14 protein-coding genes and 1 riboswitch are annotated in these 20,868 nt (G+C 30.6%); of the genes, 13 read left to right on the top strand and 1 reads right to left on the bottom strand.

From position 1 onward, the window contains the following. The first annotated feature begins 15 nt into the window (after positions 1 to 15). From ilvN to J418_RS0113445, 4 genes are all read left to right on the top strand, one after another. Positions 16 to 507 (top strand): acetolactate synthase small subunit, encoded by a 492-nt coding sequence (gene ilvN / locus J418_RS0113460; protein ID WP_023625258.1) that lies wholly within the window; start codon positions 16 to 18, stop codon positions 505 to 507. A gap of 70 nt (positions 508 to 577) precedes the next feature. Beyond that, positions 578 to 678: riboswitch (THF riboswitch) on the top strand. 132 nt (positions 679 to 810) lie between these two features. Continuing rightward, complete coding sequence (locus tag J418_RS0113455; RefSeq protein ID WP_017751802.1) at positions 811 to 1,602, top strand: ECF transporter S component; 792 nt, start codon at positions 811 to 813, stop codon at positions 1,600 to 1,602. Between the two features lie 252 nt (positions 1,603 to 1,854). Next, the gene (locus J418_RS0113450) at positions 1,855 to 3,216 is read left to right on the top strand and encodes a short-chain fatty acid transporter (RefSeq protein WP_017751801.1); all 1,362 of its coding nucleotides are present in this window, start codon (positions 1,855 to 1,857) and stop codon (positions 3,214 to 3,216) included. 42 nt (positions 3,217 to 3,258) lie between these two features. Beyond that, the gene (locus J418_RS0113445; RefSeq protein WP_017895870.1) at positions 3,259 to 4,194 is read left to right on the top strand and encodes a 3-hydroxyacyl-CoA dehydrogenase family protein; all 936 of its coding nucleotides are present in this window, start codon (positions 3,259 to 3,261) and stop codon (positions 4,192 to 4,194) included. Positions 4,195 to 4,251: 57 nt separating this feature from the next. Here J418_RS0113445 and J418_RS0113440 read toward each other — a convergent pair whose 3' ends face one another. Beyond that, positions 4,252 to 4,452, bottom strand: a complete 201-nt coding sequence (locus J418_RS0113440; RefSeq protein WP_017751799.1) for an alpha/beta-type small acid-soluble spore protein — start codon at positions 4,450 to 4,452, stop codon at positions 4,252 to 4,254. A 316-nt stretch (positions 4,453 to 4,768) separates the two neighbouring features. Here J418_RS0113440 and nifS point away from each other — a divergent pair, with 316 nt between their 5' ends. The 9 genes from nifS (at position 4,769) to J418_RS0113395 (ending at position 20,773) form a co-directional block, all read left to right on the top strand. After that, the gene (gene nifS, locus J418_RS0113435; protein WP_017751798.1) at positions 4,769 to 5,923 is read left to right on the top strand and encodes a cysteine desulfurase NifS; all 1,155 of its coding nucleotides are present in this window, start codon (positions 4,769 to 4,771) and stop codon (positions 5,921 to 5,923) included. A 41-nt stretch (positions 5,924 to 5,964) separates the two neighbouring features. Beyond that, complete coding sequence (mnmA, locus tag J418_RS0113430; RefSeq protein ID WP_017751797.1) at positions 5,965 to 7,041, top strand: tRNA 2-thiouridine(34) synthase MnmA; 1,077 nt, start codon at positions 5,965 to 5,967, stop codon at positions 7,039 to 7,041. A 269-nt stretch (positions 7,042 to 7,310) separates the two neighbouring features. Beyond that, positions 7,311 to 8,072, top strand: coding sequence for a DeoR/GlpR family DNA-binding transcription regulator (locus J418_RS0113425; protein WP_017895869.1), 762 nt, complete (start codon positions 7,311 to 7,313; stop codon positions 8,070 to 8,072). A gap of 47 nt (positions 8,073 to 8,119) precedes the next feature. After that, entirely contained in the window at positions 8,120 to 9,118 is a 999-nt protein-coding gene (gene pdxA / locus J418_RS0113420; protein ID WP_017751795.1) for a 4-hydroxythreonine-4-phosphate dehydrogenase PdxA, read from the top strand. A 252-nt stretch (positions 9,119 to 9,370) separates the two neighbouring features. Further along, positions 9,371 to 10,687 (top strand): four-carbon acid sugar kinase family protein, encoded by a 1,317-nt coding sequence (locus J418_RS0113415; protein WP_017895868.1) that lies wholly within the window; start codon positions 9,371 to 9,373, stop codon positions 10,685 to 10,687. Positions 10,688 to 10,718: 31 nt separating this feature from the next. Next, positions 10,719 to 12,092, top strand: coding sequence for a GntP family permease (locus tag J418_RS0113410; protein ID WP_017751793.1), 1,374 nt, complete (start codon positions 10,719 to 10,721; stop codon positions 12,090 to 12,092). A 169-nt stretch (positions 12,093 to 12,261) separates the two neighbouring features. Beyond that, positions 12,262 to 14,613, top strand: coding sequence for a VIT and vWA domain-containing protein (locus tag J418_RS0113405; protein ID WP_017751792.1), 2,352 nt, complete (start codon positions 12,262 to 12,264; stop codon positions 14,611 to 14,613). A 182-nt stretch (positions 14,614 to 14,795) separates the two neighbouring features. Next, entirely contained in the window at positions 14,796 to 19,322 is a 4,527-nt protein-coding gene (gene gltB, locus J418_RS0113400) for a glutamate synthase large subunit (RefSeq protein WP_017751791.1), read from the top strand. A 20-nt stretch (positions 19,323 to 19,342) separates the two neighbouring features. Beyond that, a complete protein-coding gene (locus J418_RS0113395; RefSeq protein WP_017751790.1) occupies positions 19,343 to 20,773 on the top strand; it encodes a glutamate synthase subunit beta in 1,431 nt (476 codons plus the stop codon). The last annotated feature ends 95 nt before the right edge of the window (positions 20,774 to 20,868 follow it).

The following is a 20,868-nucleotide window of genomic DNA, read 5'->3' as shown; positions in this document are numbered from 1 at the left end:
TACGGGGTGATTGCTATAAAAAAATATGTGTTGTCAGTATTAGTAGAAAACCATCCAGGGGTTCTAAGTAAAATTGCTGGACTATTTAGCAGAAGAGGCTATAATATTCATAGTCTTACTGTAGGAATTACAGAAGATCCTGAAATATCAAGGATGACTATAGTTTCTGTTGGCGATGATTATATGTTTGAACAGATAAACAAACAATTAAATAAGTTAATTGAAGTTATAAAGGTAATAGACCTAAGTGATCATAAAGCTGTTGCAAGAGAACTTTCACTAGTAAAAGTTTCAGCAGATTCCAATAATAAAGTGCTTATTATGGAAATTGCCCATACTTTTAGAGCAAAAGTACTTGATATGGATGAAAAAAGTATGATAATTGAAATAACTGGTAGTGAAAGGAAAATATCTTCTTTTATTGAACTTATGAGACCTTATGGAATTAAAGAAAGTATTCGTACAGGGCTTACATCTCTTCAAAGAGGAAATAAATTAGAAAATTAATTGGAAAATAGACTTGTTTTATCAATAATATTGTAATATTATATTATTATAATGAATTGAATATAAAAGTAGCAGAGTAAATATTGTGCGTAAAGTGTTAGAGGATGGGAAGTTGCCTCTAAACGAAAAGCTCGGTTTTGAAGCTTACGATGCAATGTTGCTTCCACTGTTACATTAAAGGGATACGTATTTATTTACCTCTTTTCTCTTTAATGTGACCACATTAAAGAGAAAAGAGGTGTTTTATTTTTCTAATAAAACTATTTTTATATTGATTATTTTATTTAAAAATGGAGGAAAGATATGAACAATAATATGAATACTAAAGCCCTTGTTACTACAGCATTGTTTGTAGCTATTGCACTTGTTATAAGAACTTTTTCAATAAATATAGTAGCAGGTGGAATACTTACTATGAGAATAAGCTTTGCTGCAATATTTTATGTTCTCCCAGGTCTTCTATTTGGACCTCTTTATGGAGGAATTGCAGGTGGACTTGTAGATTTACTAGGCTATGTTATAGCTCCTATGGGAGGTTACATTCCACTTTTGACTATAACCAATGTATTGGCAGGAATTTTGCCTGTGCTCATATGGAGAATTATAAGAAAAGCGGATATTTATAAAGTAAAAAAATATTATGGAATATTTTTTGTGATTATGCTTTTAGTTGGATTAGTGAATTTTTTATTTACAAAATTTATGCCTTCTATGGTATGGAGCAGAATACTTTTAAATTTAGGTCAAAAATCTCAATATTTAGGAATAGGATTTATGATCGTAGCTGTAATAGGTCTTTTGTTATTAGTTATAAATACTTTCATAAACAAAAGAACTGGAAAAGTTTATAAATATGTAAACAGTAGATATTTTAAACTTGTAATTGCTCTTGGAATATCGGGAATCATAGTGTCTACCCTTAATACTTATATTTTACTTATATTCACTCCTGCACTTATGGCAAAAGGGTTTATGATATTGTGGATTCCAAGGATGTTTCAAACAATATTTATTACACTAATAGATTCTTATATTATATGCATACTCATGTATTATTATCAGTTATTGGAAAAAAGAATAGTAGAGAAAGTTTAAGAATAAAAAAATTGCCAGTTAATAAAACTGACAATTTTTTTTGTAAACAGAATATACATGTAAATAAAGTATACAATGCAGACTATTGGTTTATTGGCGAAATCAGCTAAAAACTAATGGTTTATAATGTATAAAGAGTATACATTAATAGGTGATTTTAAATATGGTATATAAATTGCTTTATTAAAATATAATTATAAAAAGTTTAATTTATACCGATAATTGAGAAAAATAAGGAAGGACGTGAAATTTATGTTTAAAAAGATCACCAATGCATGTGTTATACTAGTCCAAAAATACTTACCAGATCCATTTCTATTTGCATCAATACTTACAGTAATAGTGTTTATAGCTGGCATAATAGTCACCAGGCAAACTCCTCTTGATATGCTTATACATTGGAATTCAGGATTTTGGGGATTACTGTCGTTCTCAATGCAGATGGCTTTAGTAGTAGTTACAGGTCATACACTTGCCAATACTCCTGTAGTAAATAAGGGAATTAAAAAGATAGCTTCTATTCCCAAAACGCCATGTCAGGCTATAATAATAACTACAGTTTCTGCTGGTATAGCATGCTGGATAAATTGGGGATTTGGTCTTATACTAGGTGCAATATTGGCAAAAGAAATAGCTAAAAAAGTTCCGAAAGTTGATTATAGACTTTTAATTGCTTCTGCATACTCTGGATTTGTAGTATGGCATGGTGGATTATCTGGCTCAATACCACTTACGATTGCTGCAGGAGGACAAGATGTAAAAACTGTAAGTGCAGGCATCATAACTTCTGCCATACCTACTAGTCAAACCTTGTTCAGTCATTATAATTTATTTATAGTAATAATAATTTTAGTTACCATGCCAGTTGTAAATTGGTTTATGCACCCAAAAGGAAAAGATATATTTATTATAGATCCTAAAAGATTAGAAGATGAAATACCAGTTAAAAGTTTGAATAAATCAAAAAAGGAAATGACACCTGCAGAAAGACTGGAAAATAGTTCAGTGATTTCAGTAATTATCGGATGTATGGGCATTATATACACTATTTACTATTTTGCGACTAAGGGATTTAAACTAGATTTAAATGTAGTTAATTTTACATTCTTGTTTTTGAGCATACTTCTTCATGGAACTCCAAGAAAATTTCTTAATGCTGCAGCTTCAGGAGTAAAAGCTACTACAGGAATAATTATTCAATTTCCATTCTATGCTGGAATAATGGGCATGATGATAGGAACGAATGTTATGGGGATTTCTCTTGGAAAGACTATTGCTTCTGGACTTATAAGTATAGCAACACCTAAAACGTTTTCTTTATTTACAGTATTAAGTACTGCATTTTGTACTATATTTATTCCATCAGGAGGTGGTGAATGGGCACTTCAAGCTCCAATAATTATGCCAGCTGCTTCACATCTTGGAATAAGTTCAAGTATAGCAGCAATGGCTATATCCTGGGGAGATGCCTGGGCAAGTATGATACAACCATTTTGGGCATTACCGGCACTTGCGATAGCTGGACTTGGAGCAAGAGATATAATGGGATTTTGCATAATAGATTTATTTTATACAGGTATAATTATATTGGGTACATTTTTAATAATAGCTTGAATATGTAAATGATATAATATAAAAAAAGGAGGTAATTTTGATATGAATATAAAAAGTATATCAGTTTTAGGTACTGGAACTATGGGACATGGCATAGCATTATTTTCGTCAATGGCTGGTTTAAATGTAACTATGTACGGTAGGTCAGATGCAAGTCTTAAAAGAGGATTTAGTGCTATAAAAGAGGACTTAGGACGATTAGAATCACAAGGAGAATTAGATGATGGTACTTGTAAAAGTATATTAGATAGAATAAAAGGGGTCAAAACTATTGAAGAAGCCTCTAAAGGAACAGATTTTGTAATAGAGTCTTTAGCCGAAGACTTGCAGATCAAAAGAAAATTTTTTGAAAAGTTGGATGCTCTTTGTAAATACGATGTTATTCTTGCTACAAACACTTCAGGACTTAGTCCTACAAAAATAGGGGAAGTTACAAAACATCCAGAGAGAGTAGTGGTAGCTCACTTTTGGAACCCACCTCAATTAATTCCATTAGTAGAAATAGTACCTGGGGAAAAAACTTCTAAGGATACTGTATTAAAGACAAAGGAATTAATTGAATTTATAGGGAAGAAAGCTGTTTGTATGGAAAAAGAGTGTGCTGGTTTTATAGGAAATAGATTACAGCTTGCACTTCTAAGAGAGGCTATGTATATAGTAGAGCAAGGATGGGCAAAACCAGAAGAAGTAGACAAGGCTATGGAATATGGACATGGTCGAAGACTTCCAGTTACAGGACCATTAAGCAGTGCAGATCTAGGGGGACTGGATATATTTTACAATATATCATCTTATTTATTTAAAGATCTGTGTGATTATAAAAAGCCATTTGAATTAATGAAAGAAAAGATTGAAAAAGGTGATTTAGGAAGTAAAAGTGGAAAAGGATTTTATAATTGGTCTAAAGGGGATTTAGGAAAAAAACAAAAAGAACGAACAGACCTACTTTTATATTTCTTAAAAAAGGATGCCAATTAATTGAATTTATGCTGATAAAAACATATATTTTTATCAGCATAAATTTTTAATTATATATTATTTTAAACCTTGTTCATATGCTTCTACCATTTTTTTAACCATATTACCACCTATTGATCCAGCTTCTCTTGAAGTTAAATCTCCATTATAACCTTGTTTTAAATTTACTCCAACTTCTTGAGCTGATTCCATTTTAAATTGATCTAATCTTGCCTTAGCTTCAGGAACTACTAATTTGTTACTATTATTATATGCCATAATTAATCTCTCCTTTTAAACTAAATTTATTGATTACATTTAAAGTTTCTGCATTTTAGAAAAATATATGTTAGGGAATGGCATGAATATATGGATAATATTTCACAACAGATGTTAAAATTGATTGTATATTAATGTATCATTAAATTGAATTGATTAGTATAATAATTAGTGTAGATTAAAATTGCAATTTTTATTAATAAGCTGATTTTAACAAATAAATATTGCATTTTATTATAAAATACAATATCATTATATCATAGTAAAATACTCTGAATTGGAAAGAAATTTTATTAGTTATAGGAGTGCGATAATTATGGAAAAGCAAATTTATATGGATTATTCAGCTACTACTTTTGTTAAACCAGAAGTATTAAAAGAAATGATTCCATATTTTACTGAGTATTTTGGAAATCCATCTTCGATTTATAATATAGCTCGAAAAAATAAAGCTGTTATAAGTAAAGCAAGACAAAAGGTGGCGGATGTAATAAATGCTAGAAAAGATGAAATCTTTTTTACAAATGGTGGATCAGAATCGGATAATTGGGCTCTTAAGGGAGCTGCTTTTGCAAATAGAAATAAAGGCAGGCATATAATTACTACCAATATTGAACATCATGCAATTTTAAATACTGCTAAATATTTGGAGAAACAGGGATTTGATGTGACATATCTTAATGTAGATAAAGATGGATTTGTTAATATAGATGAACTTAAACATGCTATTAGAGAGGATACAATAATTGTTTCTATTATGTTTGCAAATAATGAAATAGGTACAATTGAACCTATCCAGCAAATAGGAAAATTTTTAAAAGAAAAAAATATATTATTTCATACAGATGCAGTTCAGGCAATTACACATGTTCCAATTGATGTTAAAGAAATGAATATAGATTTATTATCTATGTCATCGCATAAATTTTATGGACCTAAGGGCATGGGTGCTCTTTATATAAAAAAGGGTACTAAAATTGACAATTTAATACATGGGGGAAGTCAGGAAAGAGATAAAAGAGCTGGAACTGAAAATGTACCTGGAATAGTTGGGATGAGTTATGCAATTGAACTTGCTGCAAGAGATATGAAAATTGAATCAGAAAGGCTTATGGAACTTAGAGATAAATTAATTGATGGTTTGTTAAAGATACCGGAAAGTAAACTAAATGGTCCAAGAACAAACAGACTGCCTGGAAATGTAAATGTGTCTTTTAAGGGAGTGGACGGTGAAATACTATTAGTAGTTTTAGATGATATTGGAATTTATGCGTCAAGTGGAAGTGCTTGTTCAGCAGGATCAATAGAACCATCTCATGTACTGACCTCAATAGGACTTGAAAGGGATATGGCAAACAGTGCCCTAAGACTTACATTAGGAGCAGAAACAACAGAAGATGAAGTTGATTTTGTAATAGATAAAATAACAGAATCAGTTAAGAGTTTGCGAGAAACTAAAAGTCAGGAATAAACAGTAAAATTACAACAGATGAATAGAGTAGGTGATTATAAATGAAAGAAAAAGTAGTAATAGGTATGAGCGGAGGAGTAGATAGTTCTGTTGCTGCATATATTCTTAAGGAACAAGGATATGATGTCATAGGAGTCACTATGCAAGTTTGGCAGAATGACAAATTTTATGAAAATATGGAAAGCGGTTGCTGTTCACTTAGTGCAGTAGATGATGCAAGAATGGTTGCATATGATCTTGATATACCATATTATGTCATGAACTTTAGAGATTCTTTTAAGAAAAATGTTATAGATTATTTTATAAATGAGTATAAAAAAGGTAGAACACCTAATCCTTGTATTGCCTGTAATAAATTTTTAAAATTTGACGAGCTTTTGATAAAAGCCATGGAATTAGGAGCAAGTTATGTAGCTACAGGTCATTATGCTAATGTGGATAAAATTAATGGCAGGTATGTACTCACAAAATCTAAAGATGATAGAAAAGACCAAACTTATGCATTATATGGTTTAAATCAATTTCAATTGGCACACACTTTGATGCCATGTGGATTTTATAAAAAGACTGAAATAAGAGAAATTGCCAAAAAAATAGGTCTTGCTGTCCACAATAAAAGAGACAGTGAAGAAATTTGCTTTATACCTGACAATAACCATGGAGCCTATATAAATAGGCAGTTGAATGGGAAGATAAAAGGTGGTAATTTTGTAGACAAAAGTGGAAAAGTACTTGGCAAGCACAAAGGTATAGTATATTATACCATAGGACAGAGAAAAGGACTTGGCATTGCTTTTGGAGTTCCAATGTATGTAATCAATATAGATCCTGTTAGAAATGAAGTAGTTCTTGGAAATGAACAAGATTTGTTTAAAACAGAATTTTTAATAAATCAAGTAAACTTCATGCCATTTGAAACACTCATAGAACCTGTAAGTGTACAGTGCAAGATAAGGTATTCTGCAAAACCCAAAGATGCTTTAATAATACCAGATAAAAATGGAATGGTAAAAGTAATATTTAAAGAACCACAGAGAGCAATAACGAAAGGACAATCAGCAGTATTTTATCAGGATAATGTAATGGTTGGTGGAGGAACTATTGATAAAATATTGTAGGTAGTTTCATGAATACACAAAATTGTATATAGAAATAACCCATCTATGATTTAAAAAGGTGGGTTATTTTAAATTATATGATATATGTCAAACTAAATAATATCTGTTTAATTTAGCAATTATTTTTGCAATCTTATGATTTTACTTTCTGGATTTTGTGAAAAATTTAATAAACAAAATACAATGAAACATATTGAAAGTATATGAAGCATATGATATAATAAATTTGCTTTCAAAGAATAAATATTTATTTTGAAATGGAGAAGATTATGTTTGCATTGGAGAGAAGAGAAAAAATATATGATTATATTTTAAAAGCTAAAAATGTAACCGTATTAGAACTTTCGAAAAAATTGAATGTATCTGAAGTTACAATAAGAAAAGATTTATCCTTCTTGGAAAATCAAAGGCTTATTGATAGAACATTCGGAGGAGCTATAATTAAAAGTCCCATAATCAAGGAAGAAAGCTATTTTCAAAAAGAAAAATACATGATTAATGAAAAGCATTTAATAGGAGAAAAAGCTGCTGAATTTATTAAGCCTAATACTACAATTATTTTAGATACTGGTACTACCATAATGGAAATGGCGAAATGTATAGTAAATGTTAAAGATTTAGAAGTTATAACAACTAATTTGAAAATTGCCCTTTTTTTAAGTGACTTTGAAAATATAGAAGTTACATTAGTAGGAGGTAAAGTTTCTATGAAATCAAAAGGATGCAATGGTATTGAAACATGTAAGATTATAGAAAAGTATAATGTAGATTCTTGTTTTCTAGGATGTGATGCCTTTGATATAAGTAAAGGATTTATGACTACCAATATTGAAAAAATGTATTTAAAGCGTACATTTATAAAAACAAGTGAAAAATCATTTTTGCTTGCTAGTAGTAATAAATATGGTAAAAGAAGCATGCTTAAGGTATGTGATCTTAGTGAATTGACAGGAATTATTGTTGATAAACAATCACAGAAACTTATTGATGATTTTAATGAATCAGATTTAGATAGTTGCGTATTTGTTTAATTCTCATACGTTAATTAATATAAATAAATTGAAAAGAGGAGATATAGATGAATAAACCTATTATTGCAATTACATTGGGAGATCCTGCAGGAGTAGGACCTGAAATTGTAGTTAAAGCACTTAAAAACAAAGAAATTTACTATCAATGTAAACCTTTAGTTATAGGGGATTATGAAGTTTTACGCAAGGCATTGGAAATAACGAAATCTTCATTGAAGCTAAATGTTGTTTCAAAACCTGATGAAGGTAAATATACTTTAGGAACTATAGATTATATTAATTTAAATAATATTGACATTTCAAAATTGGAGTATGGAAAAGTACAGGCACAGTGTGGTCAGGCAGCTTTTGATTATCTTTCATATGCTATCAAGCTTGCACTAGATAAAAAAGTAACTGCAATTGCAACAACACCTTTGAACAAGGAGTCATTTAAAGCTGCAGGTGTTCCATATATAGGGCATACTGAAGTTCTTGAAAAACTTACTAATACACCGGATCCATTAACTATGTTTGAAGTAAGGGGATTAAAAGTATTTTTTTATAGCAGACATGTACCACTTAGAAAGGCTTGTGAGTTAATTACGAAGGAAGGAATCGAAAAATTTATAGTTAGATGTGAAAAGGCATTAAAAGTATTGGGGATTGAAAAACCTCATATGGCTATAGCAGGACTTAATCCACATTCTGGTGAACATGGTCTTTTTGGTGATGAAGAAGTTAAATATATCTTCCCAGCTGTTAAGAATTTACAAGAAAGAGGTGTGGATATTAATGGACCAATTGGTGCGGACTCAGTATTTTATCAGGCATTAAATGGAAAATATGATGCAGTTCTTTCACTTTATCATGATCAGGGACATATTGCTACTAAAATGGTTGATTTTGAAAGAACAATTTCACTTACAAATAACATGCCATTTTTAAGAACTTCAGTAGACCATGGAACAGCATTTGATATAGCAGGAACTGGAAAAGCAAGTGATGTTAGTATGGTAGAGTCTATTTTATTAGCAGCTAAATATGGACCTGGATTTTTAATTTAGAGTAATACAAATAGCTAAATATAAATGAAAGCCTCAATTTGTTTATGTAGAAAAGATCCCTTAAATCAAATCTATAAAACAAAAAGAGGCATCTTACAAAGAATATAACAACTTATCATAATTAGTTTATCATAAATAAAGTAAAAATGTAAATATAATGCTTATTGTAAAATATCAATTCACATATTATATGTAAGCGTTTGATCTTTAAAATTACTATTAAATACAATTTATTAAAGGAGAGAGGTTAATATGTTGAAAACAGTAATTATAGCGGATGATTTAACAGGTGCTAATGATACAGGAGCAATACTTGCTAAAAATGGATTGAAGGTAGGAACCTTACTTGATAAATCTGATTTATCTAAGTTTGAAAAATTTGATGTTTTGAGTATAACAACTAATAGCAGAGGTATGTCAGCTAACGATGCATATAACAAAGTTTATAATGCTGTAAATTTATTTGAAAATAAAGAGAATATATTTTTTAGTAAAAGAATTGACTCAACTTTAAGAGGAAATGTTGGATATGAAATTGACAGTATTATTGATAATTTAGGAAATGATACCAAAGCTATCGTTGTTGCCTCATTTCCTAATTCTGGACGTGTAAGTATAGGAGACTTCTTGCTTGTAAATGGGGTTCCTCTTGAGAATACAGAAGTTTCGAAGGACCCTACATCACCTGTAAAAACATCTAGAGTAACTGAAATAATAAAAAATCAAAGTAAGCGTAAAGTAGGTTTTATATCTTTGGATAAAGTATTGAAAGGATCTAATATAATAAAAAATGAAATTATACAAAATGTAAAAGATGACAGTGAAATTATAGTTATTGATGCATGTACAAATGAGGATATTGATGAAATTGCTAAGGCATGTATAGATAGCAAAATAAAGTTTGTATCAGTTGATCCAGGTCCCTTTACTGCAGCTGCAGCAAACATATTTTATAAAAAAGATGAAGGATTAAAAATTAGAGAAAAAGTATTATGTGGAATTGGCAGTGCAAGTAGTTTAACAAGAGAGCAGATAAATTATTTAAGAACAAAATATAATCCGCTAATTGTAAAAGCTAATACAATTAAATTTTTAAATAAAGAAGAAAAGGATACGGAGATAAATCAAATAGTGAATGAAGTTGTAAATAAAGAAAAGGATTACGATATTTTAGTTGTTACAACTACCACAGAAGATAATGATGTATTAGATTTTTATGAAATAGGCAAGAAATATAGGCTGGATAAAAAAGAATGTTCACGATTGATAACGGCTTCCATAGCCGAAATAGTTTATAGAATAATTAATAAGCTGGGAAATGGTATAGGAAGTGTTTATACGTCTGGAGGAGATGTTACTGAGGCTTTCTGCAGTAAAATAAATGCAGAGGGTATAGAAGTAAAAGATGAGGTTATTCCACTGGCTATCTATGGAAGAGTAATAGGAGGAATTTTCGATAAGAAACCTATTATAACAAAAGGAGGATTAGTAGGAACTAAAAATACATTAAGTAAATGTGTTAATTACTTGAAAACTAAAACATCAAGCCAATATAGCGTTGAAGATTAAATTATTATAAATTTGAAAGAGGGATGAGAAAATGATTTCTGGAATACAAATGATATTTGGATTGATTATTGGTATATGTTTGCTTGTATTTTTAATTACAAAAACAAAAGTGCACGTATTTCTGGGATTGATTATTTGTTCAATTACTGTAGGGATAATAGGTGGAATGAATCAACAAGATGTTATTTCGTCAATTACGAAGGGATTTGGTAATTCACTAAGCAGTATTGGCATTATCATTGGATTTGGTGTTATGCTTGGTAAACTACTTGAAGTATCAGGTGCAACGGAAGTAATGGCAAATGCATTTATAAAATTGTTTGGTCACAAGAAGGAAGAAGAAGCTTTGGCAGCTTCTGGATTTGTTACATCATTATCTATTTTCTGTACTTCTGGATTTATTATTTTATCACCATTAGTTAAAGGACTATCCAAAAAAACAGGTAAATCAGTTGTTTCATTAGGTATATCTCTGGCAGGAGGATTGTTGCTGAGTCATACTTTGGTTCCACCTGCTGCTGGGCCTATAGGTGTTGCAGGTATTTTAAATGTTAATATTGGAAAATTTATGTTGTTTGGAGCTATTATTTCTATACCAATTATTTGTGTCATAATTCCATATGCAAGATATCTGGGAAATAAAATATATCAACTTCCAAATAATGATGAGGATGGATGGATAAGACCTTCAGAAAAAAAAGTTATTAGTAGTAATAATATTAATACTAATACTAATAAAAAATCTCTTTCTGGATCTATGGCTTTTGCACCAATAGTAGTACCAATATTATTGATATTATTAAATACAGTTTTAAAATCATTAAGTTTTAAGAATAATATTTTAGCTTCAATTTTATCTTTTGCAGGCTCACCAATAATTGCACTATCAATTGGATTGCTAATTGCTATATTTGGATTAACAGGGAATCTATCTAGAAAAGAAACATTAGATGCCATGGAAGAAGGACTTAAGGCAAGTGGTAAATTAATATTATTAGTTGGTGGTGGTGGAGCACTTGGCATGATTATACAAAACAGTGGAGTTGGAACATATATTGCAACCAGTATTTCAAAAACAAGTATACCTCCAATTCTTCTACCTTTTATTATTTCATGTTTGTTAAGAGTAATACAAGGTTCAGGTGCAGTAGCTATGACAACTGCTGCTTCTGTAACTGCTCCAATGATTTCAACACTTCACATTGATCCTGTTTTTGCAGCACTTGCGGCTTGTGTAGGTTCTATGATGTTTTCGTATTTTAATGATTCATATTTTTGGGTTATTAATGAATCAATTGGAATAAGTAATGTTAAGGAACAGATGAAAGTATGGTCCATTACTTCTACACTTGCATGTATTACTGGATTAATTGCCTTACTTATTTTAAATTTCTTTTTAGGATAAAAAGGAACAATTTAAATTTATGCCTATATATAAGATTTGTAAAAAGTATCTTAATATATGGGCAATTTTTATATTTAAATTTAATACTTATTATGAATAGTACAATTAAGTATGGTAAAATCTATATATGATATAGTGCATTGTAGTTAATATGAAGGAGGAATAGCTTATGTTAATATCTCATTTGAAATTAAATAAAAATAATTATGGTGAAATACTTCTTAAAAAGGTAGATATAAATGGAAATTTATGTGCAGGATATGGGGAAATAACCATAAATCAAATATATGAAAATGTAGGTAAGAAAGATATTGAAGGAGTATATGCCTTCCCAATTCCAGATACTGCTGTTATATCTGGGTTTGAAGCTGAAATAGGTGGAAAGACTTTAAAAGCAGTAGTAGAGGATAAGAGCAAGGCAAATAAGATATATGAGAATGCCAGGAGATCAGGAGATACTACATTCTCTTTAGAAGAATTTAGTCCTCATTTTTTCAAGATAAATATAGGTAAGATAATATCAGGTGAAAAAGTAAAAATAAAATTTTCCTATATGGATGAATTGGATTATGCAAAAAATGAATTTAAATTAACTATACCAGCTATTTCTGAACCTAAAATATTCAATAAGGATAGTGCTTCAAGTGTAAAAAATTTTAAAAGTGAAGATTTTGAATTTAAAATAAATATAATAGTTGAATCATTAACTAATTTGGAGTTTAAATCACCATATCATAATATAAGAATAGATAGAGATGGAGAGACCATAGCAAAAATAAGCCTTGATGAAAAATCCAGTCATATTGATAAAGATTTTACAATTATTATGCGGGAAAAAGAAACTTTAGAAGCAGATGGGATGATATATGAGTATAAGAAAAACGATGAAAAAAAAGGTATAGTGTACATAAGGATGATTCCTAAATTGGATAAATTTGAATTGGAAGGAAATAAAAATTATGTATTTCTAATTGATATTTCTTATACCATGGAAGGAGAGAAGTTAAATCAGGCTAAAAATGCATTGCATCTTTGTATTAGGAATTTATCTGAGGGGGATACTTTTGATATAGTGGCTATGGGAAATAAACTCTATAGTTTTTCAAAAGGTGAATCGCTTGGATATAATGCACAATCATTGAGAGAAGCTTCTAAATGGATAGATGATTTAAATACTGAATTGAGTTCAGATATATTTGAAGGTATAAAATACAGTCTTGAAAAGGGAACAAAAGAAAATACTATACTTATATTTACAGATGATCAGGTTAATGAAGAAGACAAAATACTTTCGTATGTAAAAGAAAATGTTGGGGACAATAGAATATTTGCTTTTGGTGTAGGGGAATTTGTTAATAATCATTTCTTAAATAAATTATCTCATGAGAGTTCAGGAAAATCGGAATTTATAGGAGAAAATGAAAGAATCGAAGATATAGTTGTTAGGCAATTAAACAGAATACAAAATCCTCAAGTTGATAATATAAAAATTGATTGGGGAAGATTAAAAGTAGAGGCATCATATCCTAGAACAATTAAATATATGTATGACAGAGAACTATTTTCAATATTTGCTAGCGTGGTAGGAGAAGTAGAAGGCCATATAGTATTAAGTGGAAATGTTAATGAATCTGAATATTTAAGTGAAATAGATATTGATAATTTTAATACAGAAGAAAATGCAAACTTATTAAAAAAAGTATGGGCTAGAAAAAGAATAAAATCTATTGAAGCAGCTATGAAAGCAGAACGCGGCAAAAAAAGAGAGGCTATGCGAAAAAAAATCATACAAATATCCAAGGAGAATGAAATTATAAGTTCTGAAACTACTTTTATACTTATGGAATTGAGGGAAGAACCAGTTCTTGGTATTCAACTTAGAAATATAATTCCAATAAAAGTTAGTGAAAAAACTTTAGGGGAGCAGATAAGTATTAAAAGTAAATCGGGTTTCTTTTATAAAACTTGTCAGGAGAATATTATTGATGATAATTCATATTTACATAATAAGTATCCAAGAGAAAGGTTACTTAGAATAATTGCTAAAAATCAATTTGCAGACGGTTCATTTGTAGATTATGAAGATAGTAGCCTGGAAGATAAGGTTGAGACAACATCAATGTCTATATTGGCATTTTGCTTGGGAAAAGAAAATATAGATATATATTTAAAACAGTTGAATAAGGCAGTTGTTTATATATGTGAAAATTATTGGAAAATTGATTTCCACTCTAGAGAAGACATAAATAAACTTGTATTTTTAGCACTAACTACTATTAAAAGGAGAAATATAATTAAAGCTAAATATATGGAAACTGTAGATTGTACTATAAATAATATGTATAATATAAAAGAATTATCAGGATCTATTATTAATGGATCACTAAATAAAAGCATGGCAAGCTTGTTCAATATAGATAAAAAGAATAAATGTATAAAAGAGGATATAACTATATATGATGAAAGAAATTCGATTTTTGATATGGCAAAACTTTCAGTACTTATGTCATTAAATGGGTAAAGCATATAAAATGTTTAAGATAATTGAATAAAATTATCAAAAATTATTATAATTTTACTTATTTTAATTAAATAGTATAGTTTTTATAAAAAATAAATAAAAAAATGAAATTTTTTTGTTGAAAAATTTCATTAATAAATATATAATTTAAACTAAACCGAAAAATTAAAGGGGGCAATTACATGAAATTAGTTGGGGGATTACCACCAAAGCAAGGACTCTATAACCCAAAATTTGAAAAAGATAATTGTGGAGTTGGTTTCGTTGCAAATATTAAGGGTGAAAAATCTCATGATATTGTAAAGAAAGGACTTCAAGTATTAGTTAATTTAACTCATAGAGGTGCTGTTGGTGCAGATCCTAAAACTGGAGATGGAGCTGGAATACTTGTTCAAATACCAGATGAATTTTTTAGAATAAATTGTGACAATGCAGGAATATCACTTCCTAAAGTGGGTCGTTACGCAGTTGGAATGGTATTTTTACCTAAGGAACCTGCAATTAGATATCAATGTGAAGGAATTTTAGAGAGAATAATAAAAGAAGAAGGACAAAAAATATTAGGATGGCGTAATGTCCCTACGGATGATCGAAGAATTGGCGAAACTGCTAGAGGAACAGAACCTATAGCAAGGCAGGTATTTGTAGAAAATTGTTCGGAAGATCAGATCCAATTTGAAAGAAAATTATATGTAATACGAAAAAGAGCAGAAAATGAAGTCAAGAAATTAGTAAAAAGGAATGCTGAATATTTTTACATATGTTCTCTGTCAAGTAAAACGATAGTATATAAAGGGCTTCTTCTTGCAGATCAAATATCCGGATACTATCTTGATTTGAATGACATAAATTTTAAAAGTGCAATAGCATTAGTACATCAAAGATTTAGTACAAATACCTTCCCTACATGGGATTTAGCACAGCCTTTTAGATATTTAGCACACAATGGTGAGATAAATACTATAAGAGGAAATAGAAATTGGATGAATGCTAGAGAAGGTATTTTAAAATCAAGTGCATTTAAGAATGATATAGAAAAATTATTTCCTATTATAACACCTAATGGCAGTGATTCTGCATCTTTAGACAATATGTTTGAATTGTTAGTTGCAGATGGAAGAAGCATTTCTCATGCAATGATGATGCTTATTCCAGAAGCTTGGGAAAAGAATAAGGATATGCCAAAATATAAAAAGGACTTTTACGAGTATCATTCTTCTTTAATAGAACCCTGGGATGGACCTGCAGCTGTATTCTTTACAGATGGAACTCAAATAGGAGCTACACTGGACAGAAATGGTCTTAGACCTGCAAAATATGTAATAACAAAAAATGGCCAGGTTGCTATGGCCTCTGAATTAGGAGTTTTGGAATTTGAGCCTGAAGAAGTAATTGAAAAAGGGCGCCTAAATCCCGGAAAGATGTTCTTGGTTGATACAAAAATAGGTAAAATTATAGATGATGCACAACTTAAAAAGTCAATTGCTACAAAGAAACCCTATGGAAATTATATAGACGGTACTAAAAAAACACTTGAAGATTTTAAAGATGTTTCAGTAAATAATAATATGAGCCCAGAAGTTTTAAGAGAGGAACAACAAGCTTTTGGTTATACTATGGAAGATTTAAAACTAATACTTAAATACATGGCTGAAAGTGGAAAGGAACCGATTGGTTCCATGGGAAATGATACACCTCTTGCAGTTTTGTCCAACAGACCACAAATTTTATTTTCATATTTTAGGCAGTTATTTGCACAAGTTACCAATCCGCCAATTGATCCTATAAGAGAAGGAGTAGTAATGTCTCTTATGAATTATTTGGGACCTCAAAATAATATATTGAGCAAAGGCAAAATAGAGGATCCATTTATAGAACTTGAAAATCCAATTTTAACTGATGCTGAAATGGCTAAAATAAAAAATATGAGGAATGTAAACTTTAAAACCACAACGGTTCCTATAACATTTAAATATGATAGCGGCATATCTGGATTTAAGCAGGCACTTAAATTAATTTGTGAAAGGGTTGGCACAAAAGTAGAAGAAGGATATAACATAATTGTATTAAGTGATAAAAAGATAGACGAATATGAAGCTACTATACCAAGTTTACTTGCAGTATCAGCGGTTCATCATTATCTTATAAAGAAGAAGACTAGAACTAAGGTATCTATTGTAATAGAAACAGGAGAAGCCAGGGAAACTACTCACTTTGCACTTCTTATTGGTTATGGTGCCAGTGCTGTTTGCCCATATTTAGCATATAGATCTATGGAAAATCTAATAGATAATGGATCTATAAAGAAGGTTTCTAAAGAAAAAGCAATATCAAATTATATAAATGCAATCTGTGGTGGACTTTTGAAAATACTTTCTAAAATGGGTATATGTACTATACAAAGTTATCATGGAGCCCAAATATTTGAAGCATTGGGTTTAGACCAGAAATTTGTAGATGAATACTTTAAAGGTACTACAACTACAATAGGTGGAATAGGAATAGACACTGTAGCTAAAGAAGTTTTATTGAGGCATAAGAAGGCTTTTAATAGATTCAGAAATTCTTCTTTGGCATTGGATGTAGGTGGTTTGTATTCGTGGAGAAAAGATGGAGAGTTCCATTTATTTAATCCTACAACCATTTATAAATTGCAACTTGCATCTAGAACCAATGATTATAATATGTATAAGGAATATGCAAATTTAATAAATGATCAAAGTAAACAACCATGTACACTTAGAAGTCTTTTTGAGTTTAATACTGATGGTAATAATGAAATCCCAATTGAAGAGGTAGAGCCTGTAAGTGAGATAATAAAAAGATTTTGTTCTGGAGCTATGTCTTTAGGCGCACTTAGTAGGGAAACACATGAAACCATAGCTATTGCCATGAATAAAATTGGAGCTAAGAGTAATTCAGGTGAAGGTGGAGAAGATGATAGAAGATTTAAGGTAGGCAGTGATGGTCAAAATAAAAGAGGTGCTATAAAACAGGTAGCATCAGCTAGATTTGGAGTTACTACCAATTATTTGGTAAATGCAGATGAAATTCAAATAAAGGTTGCTCAGGGGGCTAAACCTGGTGAAGGCGGGCATCTGCCTGGACCTAAAGTAGATCATTTTGTAGCAGAAGTTAGACATTCTACTCCTGGAATAGCACTTATTTCACCACCACCACATCATGATATATATTCTATAGAGGATTTGGCACAACTTATATATGATTTAAAGAGTGTAAATCCAAATAGTAGAATTAGTGTAAAATTGGTTTCTGAGGTAGGAGTAGGTGTAATAGCAGCAGGTGTTGCAAAGGCACATGCAGATTTGATACTTATAAGCGGACATGATGGAGGAACAGGAGCATCACCACTTTCTTCCATGAGATATGCAGGTACACCTTGGGAAATAGGCCTTTCAGAAACTCATCAAGTTTTGTTGTTAAACAATTTGAGGAGCAGGGTAAGACTTCAAACGGATGGTCAGCTTAAAACTGGCAGAGATGTAATAGTAGCAGCTTTACTTGGAGCTGAGGAATTTGGATTTGCAACCAGTATATTAGTAACATTGGGTTGTACTCTTCTTAGAAACTGTCATTGTAATATGTGTTCTATGGGAATTGCAACTCAAGATCCTGAATTGAGGAAAAAGTTTAAAGGTAAGCCAGAATATATAATAAATTTCTTAACTTTTATAGCAACTGAAGTTAGGGAGTATATGGCTAAATTAGGATTTAGAACTATGAATGAAATGATTGGAAGGGTTGACAAACTTAGAGTTAAGGATCAAGAAGTATTAAACCACTGGAAGACTAAAGGACTTGATTTTTCCAACATATTATATAAGCCAGATATACCTGAAAAAATAAAGACATATTGTACTATATTACAGGATCATGGAATAGATAAGGCTCTTGATCATACTCTAATAGAAGTTGCATATCCAGCACTTAATGATAAAAAATATGTAAGCGGGAATTTTGAAGTTAAAAATGTTAACAGAAGTGTGGGAACTATGTTAAGCGGAAGAATAGCTAAGAAATTTGGCAAAGAAGGTCTTCCTGAGGATACCATAGTATTTAATTTTAAAGGATCTGCAGGACAGAGTTTTGGAGCTTTTGGAATGAAGGGACTTACATTAAAACTTGTAGGTGATGTTAATGATTATGTAGGAAAAGGATTGTCTGGAGCTAAAATTATAATAGAAACGCCAGAAAACGCAGCTTATAGGGCACAAGACAGTTTCATTGCCGGAAATACCATATTATATGGAGCTACTAGTGGAAAGTTGTTTGTAAATGGTATGGCAGGAGAAAGATTTGGTGTAAGAAATAGTGGGGCTTTGGCTGTAGTAGAAGGTGTAGGAGACCATTGTTGTGAATACATGACAGGTGGGACAATAGTAGTTATAGGAAGTACTGGAAGAAATTTTGGAGCAGGAATGACCGGTGGAGTAGCTTATGTTTTAGATGAGAAAAATGATTTTAGTAAGAAATGTAATATGGATATGATAGAAATTAATGAACTTGAAAATGATGATGAATCTTTAGTATATGATTTAATAAAAGAACATCATGAAAATACAAATAGTTCAAAAGCGAAGAGTATTTTAGATAATTGGGATGAACTTAAATCTAAATTTAGGAAAGTTATCCCTACTGCTTATAAGCGTATACTTGCAAAAAATAAGCAGTCAGTTAAAGTATCTTAATGAAAGGTGATATATAATTAATGGGAAAATTAGGTGGATTTAAGGAATTTGATAGAAAAGATTTTGCTACAAGACCTGTAAAGGAAAGAGTTAAGGATTACGAGGAGGTTCATACTCCTCTTTCATTAAGAAATATGGAAGAACAAGCTGCAAGATGTATGAATTGTGGTACTCCGTTTTGTAATTGGGGATGTCCTGTTGGAAACTTAATTCCTGATTGGAATGATTTTTCCTATAATGATGATTGGGAAAAAGCATATAAAAGACTTTCACTTACAAATAATTTCCCTGAGTTTACAGGAAGGATATGTCCAGCTCTTTGTGAAGCATCATGTACATTAGGAATAAATTACAACCCAGTATCTATTAGAGAAATAGAATATATGATTATAGAAAAAGCATTTAAAGAAGGATGGGTTAAACCTAATCCTCCTAAAAATAGGACTGGAAAAAAGGTAGCTGTCGTTGGCTCAGGTCCTTCAGGACTTGCTGCAGCAGCGCAATTGAATTCTGTAGGACATAGTGTAGTTGTTTTTGAAAGACATGATGAGATTGGCGGGCTTTTGAGGTATGGTATACCTGATTTTAAGCTTGAAAAAGCTGTAGTTCAAAGAAGAGTTGATCTTATGAAACAAGAAGGTATAGAATTTAAAACAAACATAAATGTAGGAGTCAATATAAATTATAAAGATCTGTTAAATGAATTTGACGCAGTAGTACTAGCAGGAGGTTCTACTATGCCCAGAGATTTGAAAGCTCCAGGAAGAGAACTTGATGGTATATATTTTGCAGTAGATTATTTATCATTGCAAAATAAAAAGAATTCAAATAAAAAAATAGATTCAGATATTACAGCCAAAGGTAAGTCAGTAGTTGTAATTGGTGGTGGAGATACTGGCTCAGATTGTATAGGTACGGCCATAAGGCAAGGTGCAAAAAAAGTCTGTCAGATTGAGATAATGCCAAAACCTCCTGTTAATAGAGATAAAACTATGCCTTGGCCAACTTATCCACGAACATTAAAAACTACAACATCCCATGAAGAGGGTTGTGAACGTAAGTGGAACATATCCACTAAGGAATTTATAGGCAAGGACGGGTCGGTTAAAAAACTTCATTGCACTGAAGTAAAATGGTATAAAGATGATAATGGAGTTATGAAATTTAATGAATTAAAAGGCAGTGAATTTGATATAGATGCAGATTTGGTACTTATAGCTATGGGATTTTTACATCCACAACATGAAGGATTATTGGATGATTTATCACTAGAGTATGATAAGAGGGGAAATGTTATAACTTCAAAGGAAAATATGACAAGTGTTAAAGGAGTATTTTCTGCTGGAGATATGAGGACAGGTCAATCACTTGTTGTAAAGGCAATACATGATGGAAGAACTACAGCAAAATATGTAGATAAATATTTAATGGGAGATACTTTTCTTAAATAGAATATGGTTTAAAAGTTATAAAAAATATCCTGGATAGTTTTAACTATCCAGGATATTTTATACTTATAGATCAAGTAAATTCTTTTTATAAGTTG

Origin of the sequence: Clostridium tyrobutyricum DSM 2637 = ATCC 25755 = JCM 11008, assembly GCF_000359585.1 — a bacterium.
Taxonomy (GTDB): domain Bacteria; phylum Bacillota; class Clostridia; order Clostridiales; family Clostridiaceae; genus Clostridium_B; species Clostridium_B tyrobutyricum.
The sequence above is the reverse complement of the archived record's forward strand: the minus strand, read 5'-3'. Positions and strand labels throughout refer to the sequence as shown.